This window comes from Klebsiella sp. GN_Kp190, from assembly GCF_040061795.1.
Lineage (GTDB): Bacteria > Pseudomonadota > Gammaproteobacteria > Enterobacterales > Enterobacteriaceae > Klebsiella > Klebsiella michiganensis.
Genome location: NZ_JBEAFN010000029.1, coordinates 13,770 through 30,413 on the forward strand (window position 1 = coordinate 13,770; position 16,644 = coordinate 30,413).

Annotated in this window: 20 protein-coding genes; 5 read left to right on the plus strand and 15 right to left on the minus strand. The window is 56.0% G+C overall.

From position 1 onward, the window contains the following. Nucleotides 1-229: 229 nt before the first annotated feature. Nucleotides 230-592, plus strand: coding sequence for an NUDIX hydrolase (locus ABLU67_RS17835; protein ID WP_025107193.1), 363 nt, complete (start codon nt 230-232; stop codon nt 590-592). Nucleotides 593-639: 47 nt separating this feature from the next. Here the strand turns inward: ABLU67_RS17835 and mak are convergent, their stop codons facing one another. After that, nucleotides 640-1,545, minus strand: a complete 906-nt coding sequence (gene mak, locus ABLU67_RS17840) for a fructokinase (RefSeq protein WP_014228144.1) — start codon at nt 1,543-1,545, stop codon at nt 640-642. A gap of 90 nt (nt 1,546-1,635) precedes the next feature. On the opposite strand from mak, the gene rdgC reads away from it, so the two are divergent. Next, on the plus strand, nt 1,636-2,547 hold the full coding sequence (gene rdgC, locus ABLU67_RS17845) for a recombination-associated protein RdgC (RefSeq protein ID WP_004099396.1): 912 nt from the start codon (nt 1,636-1,638) through the stop codon (nt 2,545-2,547). 42 nt (nt 2,548-2,589) lie between these two features. Here rdgC and ppnP read toward each other — a convergent pair whose 3' ends face one another. From ppnP to aroL, 4 genes are all read right to left on the minus strand, one after another. Further along, the gene (gene ppnP, locus ABLU67_RS17850) at nt 2,590-2,874 is read right to left on the minus strand and encodes a pyrimidine/purine nucleoside phosphorylase (protein ID WP_004099395.1); all 285 of its coding nucleotides are present in this window, start codon (nt 2,872-2,874) and stop codon (nt 2,590-2,592) included. A gap of 87 nt (nt 2,875-2,961) precedes the next feature. Then, nucleotides 2,962-3,642, minus strand: a complete 681-nt coding sequence (locus ABLU67_RS17855) for an AroM family protein (RefSeq protein WP_165795123.1) — start codon at nt 3,640-3,642, stop codon at nt 2,962-2,964. 252 nt (nt 3,643-3,894) lie between these two features. Further along, complete coding sequence (locus ABLU67_RS17860) at nt 3,895-4,086, minus strand: YaiA family protein (protein WP_004129622.1); 192 nt, start codon at nt 4,084-4,086, stop codon at nt 3,895-3,897. 71 nt (nt 4,087-4,157) lie between these two features. Then, entirely contained in the window at nt 4,158-4,685 is a 528-nt protein-coding gene (aroL, locus tag ABLU67_RS17865) for a shikimate kinase AroL (RefSeq protein ID WP_004848163.1), read from the minus strand. A gap of 334 nt (nt 4,686-5,019) precedes the next feature. On the opposite strand from aroL, the gene ABLU67_RS17870 reads away from it, so the two are divergent. Further along, complete coding sequence (locus tag ABLU67_RS17870; protein ID WP_014228142.1) at nt 5,020-5,718, plus strand: DUF2076 domain-containing protein; 699 nt, start codon at nt 5,020-5,022, stop codon at nt 5,716-5,718. Here the strand turns inward: ABLU67_RS17870 and ABLU67_RS17875 are convergent. After that, nucleotides 5,715-6,173, minus strand: coding sequence for a YaiI/YqxD family protein (locus ABLU67_RS17875; protein WP_009653579.1), 459 nt, complete (start codon nt 6,171-6,173; stop codon nt 5,715-5,717). The two genes, ABLU67_RS17870 and ABLU67_RS17875, sit on opposite strands and share 4 nt — an antisense overlap. Before the next feature lie 116 nt (nt 6,174-6,289). Here ABLU67_RS17875 and proC point away from each other — a divergent pair, with 116 nt between their 5' ends. Next, nucleotides 6,290-7,099, plus strand: coding sequence for a pyrroline-5-carboxylate reductase (gene proC / locus ABLU67_RS17880; protein ID WP_004848157.1), 810 nt, complete (start codon nt 6,290-6,292; stop codon nt 7,097-7,099). A gap of 46 nt (nt 7,100-7,145) precedes the next feature. Here proC and psiF read toward each other — a convergent pair whose 3' ends face one another. The 8 genes from psiF to ABLU67_RS17920 form a co-directional block, all read right to left on the minus strand. Further along, on the minus strand, nt 7,146-7,466 hold the full coding sequence (psiF, locus tag ABLU67_RS17885; RefSeq protein ID WP_004132478.1) for a phosphate starvation-inducible protein PsiF: 321 nt from the start codon (nt 7,464-7,466) through the stop codon (nt 7,146-7,148). A 90-nt stretch (nt 7,467-7,556) separates the two neighbouring features. Then, nucleotides 7,557-8,987: an alkaline phosphatase gene (phoA, locus tag ABLU67_RS17890; RefSeq protein ID WP_025107196.1), complete on the minus strand. Its 1,431-nt coding sequence runs from the start codon at nt 8,985-8,987 to the stop codon at nt 7,557-7,559. A gap of 88 nt (nt 8,988-9,075) precedes the next feature. Next, nucleotides 9,076-9,336 carry an anti-adapter protein IraP gene (gene iraP, locus ABLU67_RS17895; protein ID WP_004848155.1) on the minus strand — a complete coding sequence of 87 codons (261 nt, stop codon included), beginning with the start codon at nt 9,334-9,336 and terminating at the stop codon, nt 9,076-9,078. Between the two features lie 227 nt (nt 9,337-9,563). Then, nucleotides 9,564-10,556, minus strand: coding sequence for a substrate-binding domain-containing protein (locus ABLU67_RS17900; protein ID WP_014837560.1), 993 nt, complete (start codon nt 10,554-10,556; stop codon nt 9,564-9,566). A gap of 66 nt (nt 10,557-10,622) precedes the next feature. Next, on the minus strand, nt 10,623-11,909 hold the full coding sequence (locus ABLU67_RS17905; RefSeq protein ID WP_004848153.1) for an MFS transporter: 1,287 nt from the start codon (nt 11,907-11,909) through the stop codon (nt 10,623-10,625). 94 nt (nt 11,910-12,003) lie between these two features. Then, a complete protein-coding gene (gene idnO / locus ABLU67_RS17910) occupies nt 12,004-12,768 on the minus strand; it encodes a gluconate 5-dehydrogenase (RefSeq protein WP_014228137.1) in 765 nt (254 codons plus the stop codon). Nucleotides 12,769-12,945: 177 nt separating this feature from the next. After that, nucleotides 12,946-14,145, minus strand: coding sequence for a multidrug efflux MFS transporter (locus tag ABLU67_RS17915; protein WP_014228136.1), 1,200 nt, complete (start codon nt 14,143-14,145; stop codon nt 12,946-12,948). A gap of 169 nt (nt 14,146-14,314) precedes the next feature. Continuing rightward, on the minus strand, nt 14,315-14,998 hold the full coding sequence (locus tag ABLU67_RS17920; protein ID WP_014228135.1) for an extensin family protein: 684 nt from the start codon (nt 14,996-14,998) through the stop codon (nt 14,315-14,317). Nucleotides 14,999-15,099: 101 nt separating this feature from the next. On the opposite strand from ABLU67_RS17920, the gene ddlA reads away from it, so the two are divergent. After that, the gene (gene ddlA, locus ABLU67_RS17925) at nt 15,100-16,197 is read left to right on the plus strand and encodes a D-alanine--D-alanine ligase (RefSeq protein WP_032694176.1); all 1,098 of its coding nucleotides are present in this window, start codon (nt 15,100-15,102) and stop codon (nt 16,195-16,197) included. A gap of 151 nt (nt 16,198-16,348) precedes the next feature. Here the strand turns inward: ddlA and ABLU67_RS17930 are convergent, their stop codons facing one another. After that, complete coding sequence (locus ABLU67_RS17930) at nt 16,349-16,552, minus strand: DUF2754 family protein (RefSeq protein WP_004132489.1); 204 nt, start codon at nt 16,550-16,552, stop codon at nt 16,349-16,351. Between the last annotated feature and the right edge of the window lie 92 nt (nt 16,553-16,644).

Sequence of the window (16,644 nt, forward strand, 5' to 3'; positions counted from 1 at the left end):
CGGGCTCAGCATTCACGATAAATCTTGATATTGCACGAATTTGCATGATAAGTTTAAACTCATTGCTTTAACGATGAGCCTCAGGCGAAATCATGCATAAAAACCGTGCTTATTATTTTAACCACATCATTTCGTGCAAAAACGTGCATTCATGACTTTTTCTGAGGGCGTGCTGCTGCCTCCGGCAGCATCGTCCCATCCCCTCTGGCCCATTAAGAAGGTCTTAACCATGAAAAGCTTACTTATTTTGATTGCCGGCCCGGTACGCAGCGGCACCCACAATCGCGCGGAACTTATCGACGCTAACCTGAACAATATGGCCCAGGTTGCGCTACGCGTTTATCAGAAAGGGCATATCCCCGTGGTCGGCGAATGGCTGGCTCTGCCCATCGCCAAAGCTGCGGGTTCAACGGAAATTGGCGATGCGATTAGCGAGGAATATCTCTACCCGGTCGCTCACCGTGTCATTAGCCGCTGCGACGCTATATTGCGCATGCCGGGCGAATCCCGGGGAGCGGATCTGGATATTGAGGAGGGTAAAAAAAGGGGGCTGCCGATTTACTACAGCCTGGAGGAGATCCCGGACCGGTAATCCGCGGGGTACCCGCTGCGCCGTTCAGGCCGCGCAGCGGTTGATGATTACAGCGGCCACAGCCAGGCCGCGCCGCGCACGCCGCTGGAGTCCCCGTGCGCCGCCCGGCGAATCGGCGTCTCGCATTCACCGCCGAATACCCATGGTTTTAGCAGATTCGGCACCGTCTGGTAGAGACGGTCAACGTTGCTCATTCCGCCGCCAAGTACAATAACGTCCGGATCGAGGATGTTAACCACGTGAGCCAACGACTTCGCCAGCCGCATCTCATAGCGGCTCAGCGCCAGCTCCGCCACCGGATCCCGCTCGCCCACGCGCTGCATAATCTCGCTGCCTTTTAGCGAATGACCGCTTAACCGCCGGTAATCGGTCGCAAAGCCGGTACCGGAGATAAAGGTTTCAATACAGCCCTGCTTGCCGCAGTAGCACGGTACTTCAGCGCGATAGCGAAGTTCATCTTCATCCATCCACGGCAGCGGGTTGTGCCCCCACTCGCCCGCCGTACCGTTGCCGCCAATATGGGCGCGTCCGTTAAGCGCCACGCCTGAACCGCAGCCGGTGCCGATAATCACCGCAAATACCGTTTGCGCCCCGGCCGCCGCGCCGTCTACCGCTTCCGACACCGCGAGGCAGTTGGCATCGTTGGCCAGACGCACTTCCCGTTGCAGACGCTGGCTAAGGTCTTTATCAAACGGCTGACCGTTGAGCCAGGTTGAGTTAGCGTTTTTGACCACGCCGGTATAGGGCGAAATCGACCCGGGGATGCCGATGCCGACCGTGCCGCTCTGCCCGGTAGCCTGCTCGGCCATCTCGACCAGCGAGGCTATCGTCTCTATCGTCTGGCGATAATCGCCCCCTGGCGTAGGCAGGCGATGACGAAATAGCTGCGCTCCCTGGTCGCTCAGCGCGATGACTTCCGTTTTGGTTCCGCCTAAATCAATGCCAATGCGCACTGTGAATTCCTCTCCCGATTAACAATGCAAGCATAGCGACAATTCGCTATCATGCCCGCTGGATTTAACGACTAAGCCGTGGAAATTATCATGCTGTGGTTCAAAAATTTAATGGTTTATCGTCTCAGCCGCGACATTTCCCTGCGCGCCGAAGAGATGGAAAAACAGCTGGCCGAGCTGACCTTTACCCCTTGCGGCAGCCAGGATATGGCCAAAACCGGTTGGGTACCGCCGATGGGATCGCACAGCGATGCGCTGACGCATACGGCAAATGGCCAGATCGTTATCTGCGCGCGTAAAGAAGAGAAGATCCTGCCGTCTCCGGTGATCAAACAGGCGCTGGAAGCAAAGATCTTCAAGCTGGAAGCCGAGCAGGGCCGTAAGCTGAAAAAAACCGAAAAAGATTCTCTGAAGGATGAAGTGCTGCATTCCCTGCTGCCGCGCGCCTTCAGCCGCTTCAGCCAGACCATGATGTGGATCGATACCGTCAACGGACTGATCATGGTGGACTGCGCCAGCGCCAAAAAAGCGGAAGATACGCTGGCGCTGCTGCGTAAAACCCTGGGCTCGCTGCCGGTTGTTCCGCTGGCGCTGGAAACCCCGATCGAACTGACGCTGACCGAGTGGGTGCGTTCCGGTACCGTGGCTCAGGGCTTCCAGCTGCTGGATGAAGCCGAGCTGAAAGCGATGCTGGAAGACGGCGGCGTGATCCGCGCGAAAAAACAGGATCTGGTGAGCGACGAGATCGCCGTGCACATTGAAGCCGGTAAGGTCGTCACCAAGCTGGCGCTCGACTGGCAGCAGCGTATTCAGTTCTTAATGTGCGATGATGGTTCGATTAAACGCCTGAAGTTCTGCGACGAACTGCGCGATCAGAATGAAGATATCGATCGGGAAGATTTCGCCCAGCGTTTTGACGCGGACTTTATTCTGATGACCGGCGAGCTGGCCGCGCTGATTCAGAATCTGGTGGAAGGGTTAGGCGGCGAAGCGCAGCGCTAATCTCGTGAATTCCTTCCTGCCAGCGCAGGAAGGAAACGAACATTACAGGTAGCGGCACAGATAAGAGGTCGGCTCAGCCACCTGCAGATTAAACTCGCTATTTCCCGGAACGTTGAATACTTCCCCGGCGGCATAGACTTTCCACTCGGTCTCTCCCGGCAAAAGTACGTTCAGCGCGCCGCTGACTACGGTCATCTCTTCCGGCTGCGCGGTACCAAAGGTATATTCCCCTTCCGCCATCACGCCCACGCTCGCACGACCGGTGCTGCTGCTGGTGAAGCCGATAGATTTTACTTTTCCGTCAAAGTATTCATTGCTTTGAAGCATAAACTCGTCCTTATGATCTTGTGTTGAAGGCACAATATAGGGGGCGCTCCTTGCCCCTGTCACGTAAAATTAACGCGTTACATCAGGTTAAACTAATAGTTCTGCCGCCAGCCGTGAAACCAGCACATTTGACAACAGAACCGGAATATCCAGCGCCTTTTGTAATATGTCGCGATGCTGCTGGTGGTAGCAAAGGCAATCCAGCATTAATACGTCTGCGCCCTGTTCAATCAACTCCCTGCCCGCGGCGATTAACTCCTCTTTACCGCCGCTCACCGGATTGGAAATGGCGTAAAACGGAGTATTTTCTAATACCTGCCATTTATTCCGCTGCAGCGGCAAAATCTCTTCAACCGGAACAATCACCCCCACCTGATGGCCGTCGACAATCGACGCGACCAGCGGCGGAATAATTCTTTGCGGCTCAAGCAGGATCGCATTATTCGCCGTAAATCCGCTAAAGGGATGAGTGCTCATGAGTAAAATAAGGTCGTAATTTTGTTTATCGAGCATCGCAATGACGCTACGTAAATCACGCTCAACCTTCTGCCGTGAGACCTGCGCAATTTGATTATCGTTAAGCAAGGTCAATAGCATCTCATCGCCGGGCTCTATGCTGTAGTCCCGCATAACGTCTTCGCGCGTCATTTTGCCGAGCAGGCTAATGTGGGCGATCTCGTCTTCCCTGATATGTTCAGTTAAAAGCGGCAGCATCTCCGCCACGGGTACGACCCCAATGGTCAAGATTGCCATCGATGCACTACTCATATCGTTTACCTTTTCACAACCGCTGTTTCAAAACAGGCTTTTATTTACAACTTCTGCCCCCTGGTGACCCAAAGCAACCGTCGAGAAGCGTAGCAGGTTACGGCTGATATGGAATGTAAAGATTCCAGAAGAGTCAAAAACGCTCCTGAAAATCCGTACCTTAGGTAATCATTAGTACCGTTAATAGATTAAAAATGTGATACATGTCCGGTAGCGATCTTTTCAGAACGAATCCCGGACATTTAAGAGGAATTAAGACTTATCAGGATCTTCGTAACGCCGTTTGGCGTCCAGCGCTTCCTGTTCTGTTGGATGTTCGCTGATGAGTGAGTTTGGCGTCGGGTGATCGGCGCGCAGTTCATACCAGGTGACCGTTTGGCCCTGCGGGCCCTTTTCAACGGCGACAACACGCGCTTCCCTTGGATATGGAGGTCTGGTCGGCATAGCGTTTCCTTTTTTTACCTTAAGAGCTTTAAAGTATAGGCGCTGCCGATCCGTTTACCCCAGGCAAAGTCTTAACTGGTATAGGTCTCGCCGCAGACGGTGGTCATAATCTGTTCTACAACCTCATCCGGCGTGGCGGTCGCATTAATAATATGATGCGCGGCCGCGCGATACAGCGCTTCCCTCTGCGCCAGCACCTCACCCACTTCATCGCGGATGGGCTTTCCGGTCAGCGTCGGGCGCTGTTCCGCCTTCGGATAGGCTTCAAGGCGGTCAATCAGCGCGGAAACCGAGGCCTCGAGATAGATAACGATGCCATTTTCCCGCATAAACTGTCGGTTGTATTCGCTGAGGATAATGCCGCCGCCGGTGGCGATGATAGTCGCGGGTTGAGCGACGCGTTCTAAAGCCTGCGTTTCCAGCGCACGAAAGCGTTCCCAGCCTTCCTGCTGGACGATAGCCGCTACCGTGCGCTGCTCATGCTCCTGCAGCTCATGGTCCGTGTCGGCGAACTTAAAGCTGCGAGCTTTCGCCAGCGCATGTCCGATGGTCGTTTTACCGCAGCCGCGAGGCCCGACAAGAAATATTAGCTGTGTCATTACCGAAGACCCCTTGGTTCCGCATTTTGCGGATAAATGAAAGCGAAAAGAGAAACAATGGTACCGCAAACTTACCCAACGCAAATCGTAAAATAAACGTTACACACCATCTACAAACTCTTTCACCTTAGTATTAGAAAGGACATTTAATGTAAACTTATCATTGCATTTGGTGTTATGCCAGCTTTACTTTTGTACAGAAGTTATTTTTTGTTCGCAGTCTGGCGTAAACAGTAACACATTTCTGCACAGCTTTACGCTGCCGCATATTTACAAGATGCGTGCTTCGGAGCGAATCTGAAGCTAATCAATCAGTATGACAGAGGTATGTAGTATGCAATCTGAAGAGCAACGCCTTATCGATGGACTGTTTTCCCGATTAAAAGAGGCCGAGAGCCACAGCGCATCACGGGATGCCAGCGCTGAGGAGCGGATTGCCGGGCACATTAAAGAGCAGCCGTTCGCCCCTTACTATATGGCGCAAACGATTCTGATTCAGGAAGCGGCGATCAAACAGCTCAACGACCGCATTCAGGCGCTGGAGAGCCAGGTGACCCAGCTTCAGGCCGCGAAGCCGAGCAGCGGCGGGTTTCTCTCAGGCCTGTTTGGCGGCGGTCAGTCGCGCGGTTCCGACCCGATTCCTGGCGCCGAGCAGTATGGCCGACCGCAGGCCGGCGCCCAGCCTCAGTATGCTCCGCAGGCGCAGCAGCAGAACTACGCCCCTCAGGCGTCGCGCAGCGGCGGCGGTTTTATGGCCGGCGCGCTGCAAACGGCGGCAGGCGTCGCGGGCGGCGTGGTGCTGGGAAACATGTTGACCAATATGTTTAGCGGCTCGCATCCGCAGGAGATCGTCAATATCATCGAAGAGAAACCGCAGCCGGATCTCAGCCAGGCGCAGGACAATAGCGTCGCTGACGATACCTTCCGCCAGGATGACGGGCAGTTCCTCGCCGACAACAACGATTATGACGCCGACTTTGACGCCGGTTTCGGCAATGATGATTTCGGCAGCGACGATGACAGCTGGGTTTAACCCTGCTGGCGCTTAACGTCTAACAGCCATTTCTCCAGCGCGGCGGCAAACTGCTGCCGATCGCGCTGGGATAAGCTATCCGGGCCGCCGGTCTGCACGCCGCTGGCCCGCATCGTTTCCATAAAGTCGCGCATCGTCAGGCGTTCGCGAATGGTCGCCTCGCTGTAGCGTTCACCGCGTGGATTCAGCGCCGCCCCGCCTTTCTCCAGCACTTCCGCCGCCAGCGGGATATCGGCGGTAATCACCAGATCTCCCGGCTCGCATAAACGTACGATTTCGTTATCCGCCACGTCAAACCCCTGCGCCACGCGCAGCGTGCGGATAAAGCGCGACGGCGGGACGCGCAGAGGCTGGTTAGCAACCAGCGTCAACGAGATTTGCGCGCGCTCGGCGGCGCGGAACAAAATATCTTTAATGACGTTCGGACACGCGTCCGCATCAACCCAAATAGCCATTGCGGCTCCTGTCGATGAAAAAGAGATGCCGTATTGTCGCCTGCTTTTGCCTTCCGCGAAAGCAACAAGATGTTAAGCTATATCGCTAACGATAAAACAAACAAAGGGGATTGGTGATGGAGAAGAAAATCGGCTTTATCGGCTGCGGCAACATGGGCAAGGCCATCCTGGGCGGCCTGATCGCCAGCGGGCAGGTGCAGCCGGGTCAAATCTGGGTCTATACCCCGTCGCCGGATAAAGTGGCGGCCCTGCACGACCAATACGGCATTAATGCGGCGCAAAGCGCGCAGGAAGTGGCTCAGGTGGCGGATATCGTTTTTGGCGCCGTAAAGCCGGGCGTGATGGTAAAAGTGCTCAGCGACGTCGCCTCCAGCCTGAATAAAGACTCTCTGGTGGTTTCTATCGCCGCGGGCGTGACGCTCGACCAGCTGGCGCGCGCCTTAGGCCATGACCGCAAAATAGTCCGCGCGATGCCCAACACGCCTTCGCTGGTCAACGCGGGGATGACGTCGGTCACGCCGAATGCGCTGGTCAGCGCCGAAGAAACCGCGGAGATCCTGACCATATTCCGCTGCTTTGGTCAGGCGGAAATCATTGCTGAGCCGATGATTCATCCGGTGGTCGGCGTCAGCGGCTCCGCGCCGGCTTACGTCTTTATGTTTATCGAAGCGATGGCCGACGCCGCTGTGCTTGGCGGAATGCCCCGCGCGCAGGCTTATAAATTCGCGGCGCAGGCGGTGATGGGCTCGGCCAAAATGGTACTCGAAAGCGGCGAGCATCCGGGAACGCTGAAGGATATGGTGTGTTCGCCCGGCGGCACCACCATCGAAGCCGTGCGCGTGCTGGAAGAGAAAGGCTTCCGTTCCGCCGTCATCGAAGCGATGGTGAAATGCATGGAGAAATCAGAGAAGCTGAGCCGTTCCTGATTGCAATAGCGAATAGCGGGTGAGGTTTCCCTCACCCGCCCATTTCTTACACCTGTTTTTTCAGGCAGGCGCTCATAAATTTGCTGCGATCGTCCCCTTTCAGGGACTGCTGGGTCGCCTGAGCGTTACACTCGCGCATTTTCTGCTGCTGAGGCGTTAGCCCCTTACCGTCCTGCGCGGCGCCATCTTTCTTCAGGCAGCTACTCATAAACGTTTTACGCTCATCCCCTTTCAGCGACTTCGATGACGCTTCTTTATTGCAGACGCTCATCTTTTGCTGCTGAGGGGTCAACTCTTTTTCCGCGGCACTCACCGCTGTCATAAATACCAGGCCAAAAAGTAGGGTCACAAGTAATGTTATTTTCATCGCACCATCCTCTATGAGTGGATCTCTGTAAGTCTGGTCGCTGATGGAGAAAAAACCAGCCGGTAACGAAAATTCATCACCGGCGCCCGGTTATTTCAGATTAAGTGCGGCTTTCATGGTGTAGAACAGGTCCGTCTGGTCGGTTAAACCCACCACGTTGGCGGCGTGCGGGCCGTAGGCGGCAATACGCAGCTGGGTGCCGGTATGTTCCATCGACTCTTCTTCAGAGTTGCCGTAGCTCATCACCATCACCGAACCATCTTTGGTGTTCAGCGCCTGCGTCAGGCCCGGCGCTTTGGTATCTGCCGGGATAATCTGGCTGGCGTGAGCGTGGTCGGCGGTGACGATAACCAAGGTATTGCCCTCTTTTTTGGCAAATTCCAGCGCCTTCTGTACCGCTTCGTCCAGATCGACGGTCTCGCCAATCTGACCGCACGGATTCGCCGCGTGATCCTGTTTATCGATAGAAGCGCCTTCCACCTGCAGAAAGAACCCCTTCTCATTGCTGCTCAGCAGATCGATGGCTTTTTCGGTCATCTGCGCCAGCGTCGGCACCGATGCATCGCGTTTCGGGTTCGGCGTACAGGTCACCGCCGCCTTATCGATATTGCCGTGATAAGACGCCTTTGGGCCTTCCCAACGCACCGGCATATTGCCTTCCGCGAAGAGACCGAGCAGCGGTTTGTCCTGATTGGCCTGGCTAATGGCGGCCAGCGAGCTGGCGTCGGTGACGATCTGGTAGCCGCGGGCTACCGCCTGATCGTGCAGCGTTTTGCCCTGCCATTCACCGGCCGTCGCGCTTTCCGCGAAGGTTTTCGCGCCGCCGCCCAGTGTTACGTCGGGACGGGCGTTCAGCAGTTGTTCGGTAATCGAACCTTTACCGCCCTTTTCCAGCGCGTTGCTGGCGCATTTTTCGCTGGTCACGCTCGGGCCGTAGCATTTACGCGACGTCACATGCGCCACCAGCGCAGCGGGAGTGGCGTCCTGCAGTTCCGCCGTGGAGACGTTACCGGTGGCTAAGCCCGCCGCTTTCGCCAGCTCAAGGATGGTCTGATGATCTTTTTCATGGATATCCACTCCCAGCGCGCCGTTATAGCTTTTCACGCCGGTGGTCCAGGCCGTTGCGGAAGCGGCGGAGTCGGTGACATAATCCGGCTTGCCGGTTTTCTTATCCAGAGAATAATGGGTGTACTGGCCGGTCAGCGGCAGCGCGTCAATGCCTTTAAAGAAGCCGCCCGCCCCTTCTGCATAATTTCGCGCGGCGGTGATTTCAGAATCGCCCATTCCGTCGCCAATCAGCAAAATAATATTTTTAGCCGGTTTATTGATTAACGAAGCGCGCAGCGCCTCGGTCTGGTCACCGCTTAAACGACGCGCGCCGCCCGGCGTGGTGATATCGCCCTGCGCGGCACGATTTTCCAGAACCGGTGCGGTTGTTGTTTCTGCGTGAATAATCGGGGAGCCCAGCAAAGGCAGCAGGGCAATAAACAGGGCGCTTAATTTCACTTTTATCGTCTCCATGTAAAAAATACTTTAAAAAACAAAACGAGGGAGACTGTATAAAAGCGATGTGACAGTAAAATGACAGCATCCATACCCTGTCACAAAACTAACTACGAGGATGCCGTAACAGCTTCTTTATATATTGCTGCAGTAGCTGGGTATCGCGGTCATCCACCAGCGGGCCGGGGCTGGCCTCATCGATGGCCTGCTCAATATCGGTGATGAGCGCCTGCTGGGCGTCCTGCTCCATATGACGTAGCAGAGCGGTCACCACCACTTCCAGCGCCTCAACCTGGGCCGTCAGCTCCTTCGATTCTTCTTCCTTTTGGGCGAGTTTTACCAGTAGCTCAGCAATGAGATTCTTCACAGCACTTTATCCTTATGCGAGGTCCGTAGTCTGCTATTTATGTCATACATTAGCCGTCGGTTGCCACTATTATTTTTTAAAAAAGTTCGCCACGCCGGTGAATAACAAGCGAAACGTTTTGCTCTTTGCATGCCACCCGCCAGGAATTTACTCAATGCGGATTAATAAGCATCATAACCAACTTTAACAAATAAGAATAAAATGGAATATCGCTATTCTATCGATAACTATAACGTATCGCCATAATATATCTGGTAGGCCAGATTCACGCTGTCCGGCGCGTCTTTACCGGCCAGGCGCGCAATAAGTATTTCGCTCGCCGTTTTACCGATTTCATAACGTGGGGTAATGACGCTGGCTATTTTTTGCAGCCGCGCACGGCCAATTTCCAGCCCGTGAAAACCGGCGATGGCGATCTCCTGCGGAACGGCTTTCCCCTGCGCCTGGCACTCGAGCAGCACCCCCACCGCCAGATCGTCGTTGGTACAAAAAATGGCGTCAATATCCGGGCGCGTCTGCTGCATCTGCAGGAACATCTGCCGGCCAAGCGCAACCGAGGAGATGGTCCGCGGCGCCATGTGATACGCCTTCAGGCCGTGCTCCGCCAGCGCCAGCTCGGTGCCGCGGAAGCGGCTTAAATCGCGGGGATCGTCCATTGAACCAAAAAAGGCGATCGCCCGTTTGCCGCTCTCAAGAAAAGCATGGGTCATATCCCACGCCGCCTTTTCGTTATCGAACCCCACCTGGATATCCAGCTGCTGGCCGCCGTAGTCCATCAGTTCAGCGACGGGGATACCGCTGGCGCGCACGTACTGCACCATGCGATCGCTGTGCTGCTTCCCGGTCAAAATCAGCCCATCGATATTATAAGAGAGCAGATTGAGCACTTCGCGCTCTTCGCGCTGCGGGTCATATTCGTAGTTGGCAATCAGGGTCTGATACTGGTGCGCGGAGGTCACCGACTCAATGCCGGCCAGCACATCGGCAAAAATCTGGTTGCGGAAGGAGGGAATAAGCACGCCAATCGTTTTACTCCGGGCGTTAAGCAGGATTTCCGGGGCGCGGTTAGGGATATAGTTATTCTCTTCCATGACCTTTGAAATCAGCTCACGGCTGCGCTCAGAAACCTGGCCGGGGTCACGTAAATAACGGCTGACCGTCATTTTATTCAGCCCCGCCAGGTTGGCGATATCCTGCAATGTCATCCGGTTGTTTTTCATCAGGTTCTCTACGACAAGCGACTTTTATGCTCGCAGAGAACCTTACCACAGCAGCGGCGGTTTATGTTAGCCGGCAACCTTTTTTGCCGTCACCGGGGAGACGGGTTGCGGGTTAGCGCGCACGTTGTACATCAGCACGACGGAGGACAGCAGCGCGACAGCCATAAAGGTATAGGAAACCCCCGGCCCGCCGGTAATCCCGTTGAGGTACCCCACCAGCCACGCGCCGAGGAAAGCGCCGAGCGCGCCAAAGCTGTTGATTAAGCCCATCGATACGCCGGAAACGTTGCGCGGCAGCAGTTCAGGAATAAGCGCGAAGAACGGCCCATACGGCGCATACATGCAGGCCGCGGCAATGACCAGTAGCGCATAGGAGAGCCAGAACGCCTGGTTGCCCACCAGCCAGGAGCCAAAGAAAGCGATAGCGGCAATCAGCAATAACGGCCAAATAAACAGTTTACGATTCTGGAACTTATCCGACAGCCAGGAGACCGTCAGCATCAGGATAATTGCCGCCAGGTACGGCACCGCCGCCAGCCAGCCCACCGCCACGATATCCATCTGCGCGGCGTTCTTCAGAATCGACGGCATCCACATCATGAAGCCGTACACGCCGATGCTCCACAGCGCGTGCACGGCGCAGAGCATGATCACATTGCGCGAGCGCAGCGCTTCACCGTAGTTGCGCACCGGCTTGATATGACTCTGCTCGCTGTCCATCACCTTCTGCAGGGTCTCTTTTTCCTGCTCGTTCAGCCAGGAAACCTCGGACGGTTTATCGCGCACCAGTATCCACCAGCATACCGCCCACAGTACCGCCGGAATGCCTTCGATGATAAACATTTCGCGCCAGCCCCACGCCTGAATCAGGTAGCCGGAAACGATGGACATCCACAGCACCGTTACCGGGTTTCCGAGGATCAGGAACGTGTTGGCGCGCGAACGCTCGGTTTTCGTAAACCAGTTGCTGATATAAATCAGCATCGCCGGCATCACCGCCGCCTCAACCACGCCAAGGGTAAAGCGAATCGCCATCAGCATCGGAATATTGCTGACGAACCCGGTCGCCGCCGCGCAGAATCCCCATAAAATCAGGCTAAAGAAAATCATTTTTCGCACGCTGCGTTTTACCGCATATATCGCGCCGGGTACCTGGAAAAAGAAATAGCCGAGAAAAAATAGCGCGCCAATAAGCGATGCCGTTCCTTTGGTAATACCCAAATCGCTTTCAATTCCCGCCGCAGCGGCAAAACCATAATTCGCACGGTCAAGATAGGCCAGACTATAGGTAATAAATATAATCGGCATTAAATACCACCAGCGACGCGCGGGTAATTTCGCGAGCATGTGCATAAGCACTCCTCAGATATCAATATCATCACACGGGTTTAATACTCTGTCCTTCAGGTAGTGCGGGCACGCTGCTGCCCGAAGGACGCGAAGTGATTCAGACAGCGGCAAGCATTCCGCCGTCCACAAACAGCAAATGACCGTTAACAAAGTTTGCCGCCGACGAGGCCAGATATACCGCGGCGCCAATCAGTTCTTCCGGTTTTCCCCAGCGCGCCGCCGGGGTACGCTGGTACAGCCAGGCGGAAAACGCCTCATCGTTGACCAGGGCGGCCGTCATGTCGGTGGCAAAATATCCCGGCGCGATACCGTTAACCTGAATATTATATTCGGCCAGCTCAACGCACATGCCGCGAGTCAGCATTTTAACCGCCCCTTTCGAGGCCGCATAAGGCGTAATGGTTTTACGCCCCAGCTCGCTCTGCATTGAGCAAATATTAATTATTTTCCCCGCGCGGCGGCCCATCATATATTTCGCCACCTGCTGTGAAACCAGAAAAACGCCCTTCTGATTGACCTCAATAACGTTATCCCACTCCTCCTCCGGAAATTCGGTAAAAGGGAAACGCCGCTGGATCCCGGCGTTATTAATTAAAATATCAATGGCGCCGATCTCCTCTTCGATGCGGGCTATCGCCTGCTCGACCTGCGCCGCCCGGGTGACATCAAAGGCGACCCCTACCGCATGAAAACCCTGCGCCACCAGCGCCTGCGCCGCCTGGTCCGCGCGCGCCTGGGTGCGGTCGTTGATGATGATCTCCGCGCCGTACTCCGCCAGACCGCCGGCCAGCAGATGGCCAATCCCCTGAGCGGATCCGGTGATCAGCGCGCGCTTCCCTGACAAATCAAATAAATTTCGCATAAAACCTCTTTTTCAATAACTGTTACGCGTAACTGTATACGCGTAACAGTCAGGAATAGAAGAGGATGAGAGGGGAAAATGATCGTTTTGTGATCGGTGATACATTTAAAGCTTCGGGAACACCGAGGCCGCTACTGACGCTGTCGCATCCATCGCGGCCGAGGAGAAAGAGCGGAATTAAGCCGCAGGACGGCGGCTGCGGCGCAGCATGATGGCCAGCTGCCAGATATTGATCAGGACAATAACCGCCGTCGCGATAAACACCCAGCGGAAGCCGGCCATGGCCGAGACCGACGCGCCGATCAGCGGCCCGGCCACGTTGCCAAGATACATAAACGACTGGTTATAGCCGAAAATACGCCCGGTGACGCTGTCGCTGCAGTATTTGAGCAGAAGCGTTTGCACCGCCGGCAGCATCGCCCCATCGGCAAAACCGAGCAGGAAACGCAGGACGCCAAGCTGGAATGGGGTGGTAACGAACGACATGGCAAAGAACATCACCACCGCGCAGCACAGCGTCGCCAGCAGGATCCGCGAGGTGCCGATCCTGTCGCCCAGTTTCCCCAGACGGGGAGCCGAAATCAGCGCCGACACGCCCGGCACGGCGGCGATCATGCCGGCGAGAAAGGCGATGTTATTGCTATCCGGCGCCATCGACTTGATAAACAGCGCCAGAATCGGGCCGATTGAGCCGTTGCACAGTTGGATCACCAGAGTGGTGAAAAACAGGCTGATCACCAGTCCCGGATAGGGCAGCGAGGCAAATACCGCCTTGCCGCTCAGCCGCTCCGCCCTCGTGACCTGCGGCCGGGCGCCCTCTTTAATCAGAAACAGCGTCACCAGGAAGCTTACGGTCAGCAAAATCGCGGTGATGATAAATACGGCGCGCAAACCGACGTGGTCAGCCAGAAAACCGCCGAGCAGCGGCCCGCCAATCACGCCGCTGATCTGCGCCGTCGACAGCGTGCTCAGCGCCCAGCCGCTACGCTCGCGCGGAACCTGAGACGCCACCAGCGCCATGGCGTTGGGAATATAGCCGGAAGTCAGTCCCATCACCGCGCGCAGGATAAACAGCTGCCAGACGTTGGTGGCGAACGCCTGAAGTAAAATGGCGATGGCCATCCCCAGCGAGGCGCGCAGCAGCATCAGCTTGCGCCCTTTGCGGTCGGCGAGGCTCCCCCACATCGGCGAGACAATCGCCGACACCAGAAAAGTGACGCTAAACGTCAGGCCCGACCACATGGATAACGCTTCATGCGAGGTCACGCCCAGTTGGGAAACGTACAGCGGCAAAAAGGGAAGAATTTGGCTGATGGCCAGGCCGGTAAAAAAACAGCCAAACCAGACGGAGATAAGATTAACCTTCCAGGATTCCATAACTACGCGTATTCATTAATTTTTTGGCAATTATTAACTAGCTTAGCAATTTCCCCTGTCCGACGTACTACCAGAGATGCGCTGACGGCGAGTTTAGTGTTTTATGACACCAGATTGCCCTATTGCGAATAATTTCATGGTGAAAAGCGTGGTATACAGCGAGTTATGCTCAGAAACAGAACCCCTGGCCGCGCATACCGAGGTGAAAATGGTTCGCATGGGCCGCGTTATAGTCCGGCCCTAAAGCGTTGCCGTAATAGCTGCAACCGCCGGCCAGTAACGCCTGTAGCCAGGGGTGATACTGCGCATCGGGCCACCCTTTCAGCACGCTGATGCGTCGGCCATCGGCCAAACGAAAGCCGCTGATATCCAGCGCCTCCGCGGTAGCGTGCTCGCTGCGCCGCGCGTTCTGACGATGGTAAATATTACGGCAGGCATAGCTGCCAAAATGGTCGACCTGGCGGAGCTCTTGCCCCAGCATCCGCCGAGTCAGCGGTTTCGCCTGCTGTTGCAGATACAGCGCGCTGCTTAACGCCAGCGGGCAGCTGGCGAGGAAGCTGCTGCTAAGCTTTACCGCGCCAAAATCGCGTACCCGAACCACGTTTTGCAGGGGGCACTCTCCCCCGCTATCGGCCACCGCCCGGCTGGTGATGAGATTTCGCTGATTCGCTTCCTTCAGCAGGTTGGCGCACTGTCCGGGCGTCAATCGCCGCAGCTTATAGTGGGTGATGAACCCCGGCGGATCCTCCAGACGCAGCGGCGCCAGCGGGTTATAGTGCGCGGGAAGATAACGATAGCCGTAATATCCGGCCGCCAGCAGCGCCAACAGAACGATAAGCCCTTTTCCTTTCACGCGCTGCCTCCCAATGCTTTACCCGGTGAATATTATGGCAGCCAGGCGGCCGTTTCACATGCTATGTTATGCCCTTTGATGTAATCATGATGGAAGTTGAAATGGCTAAGATGAGGGTTGGGATCGTTTTCGGCGGTAAGTCGGCAGAACATGAAGTATCGCTACAGTCAGCGAAAAATATCGTGGAAGCCATCGACAAAACGCGCTTCGACGTCGTTTTGCTGGGGATTGATAAGCAGGGGCAGTGGCATATCAACGACGCCAGCAACTATCTGCTCAATCCGCAGGACCCCGCCCATATTGCCCTGCGCCCATCCGATATTACCCTGGCGCAAATTCCCGGACGCGAAGCGCAGCAGCTGATTAACGCCGATAGCGGCCAGCCGCTGGCGGCCATCGACGTCATTTTCCCGATTGTTCACGGCACCCTTGGGGAAGATGGTTCTCTGCAGGGTATGCTGCGGATGGCTAACCTGCCCTTCGTCGGCTCCGACGTCCTCGGCTCCGCCGCCTGCATGGACAAAGACGTGACCAAGCGTCTGCTGCGCGATGCCGGGCTGTCGATTGCGCCTTTTATTACCCTGACCCGCGCCAACCGTCATCAGGTGAGCTTTGCCGAAGTGCAGGCGAAGCTGGGCCTGCCGCTGTTCGTCAAACCGGCGAACCAGGGCTCCTCGGTGGGTGTCAGCAAGGTCAACAGCGAAGAGCAGTATCAGCAGGCCGTGGCCCTGGCCTTCGAATTTGACCATAAAGTGGTGGTTGAACAAGGGATTAAAGGGCGTGAGATCGAGTGCGCGGTATTGGGCAACGATAATCCCGAGGCCAGCACCTGCGGTGAAATCGTCCTCAACAGCGAATTCTACGCCTATGACACCAAGTACATTGACGATCAGGGCGCGAAGGTGGTGGTTCCGGCGGCCATCGACAGCGATGTAAACGATAAAATTCGCGATATCGCCGTTCGCGCCTATCAGACCCTCGGCTGCAGCGGGATGGCGCGCGTCGATGTGTTCCTGACCGCCGATAACGACGTGGTGATTAACGAAATCAATACGCTGCCGGGCTTCACCAACATCAGCATGTATCCGAAGCTCTGGCAGGCCAGCGGTCTGGACTATACCAGCCTGATTAGCCGCTTGATTGAGCTGGCGCTTGAGCGTCACGCCGCCGATCGGGCGCTGAAAACATCGATGAATTAATCCCGGTAACGAGTTCACCGCCGTCTGCCGGCGGTAGCCCGGGTAAGCGTTTACGCCGCGACCCGGGGAGTGCGCCGGGGTTGATGTATCAGCCCGGCATCTTCCCGGCTCGCGCTGCGCTTAGCCAGGCTACGGGTTCACCACCTCCGGTTCACGCTTCCTCTGCCGGGCGGCGGCGAATAATAAACCCGGCAATCCAGAAGCTAATGACCCACGTCACCAGCCCAACCGCGTAAGAACGCCAGCCTTCGGTTTCATACCCGAGCAGCCCGACCACGCCATTCATAATAAAAATTAACCCCAGCGCTACCGCGTAGTAGTGCCAATCGCGGCGGATTTTTTCCGTGAGTTTCATAACCACTCCGACAACAAAAAAAGCATCTTCGCATAGCCGCCACCGCGGGTCTGTAGCGGCGTTGAGAATTGTCGCACATTGCGATATCGGTC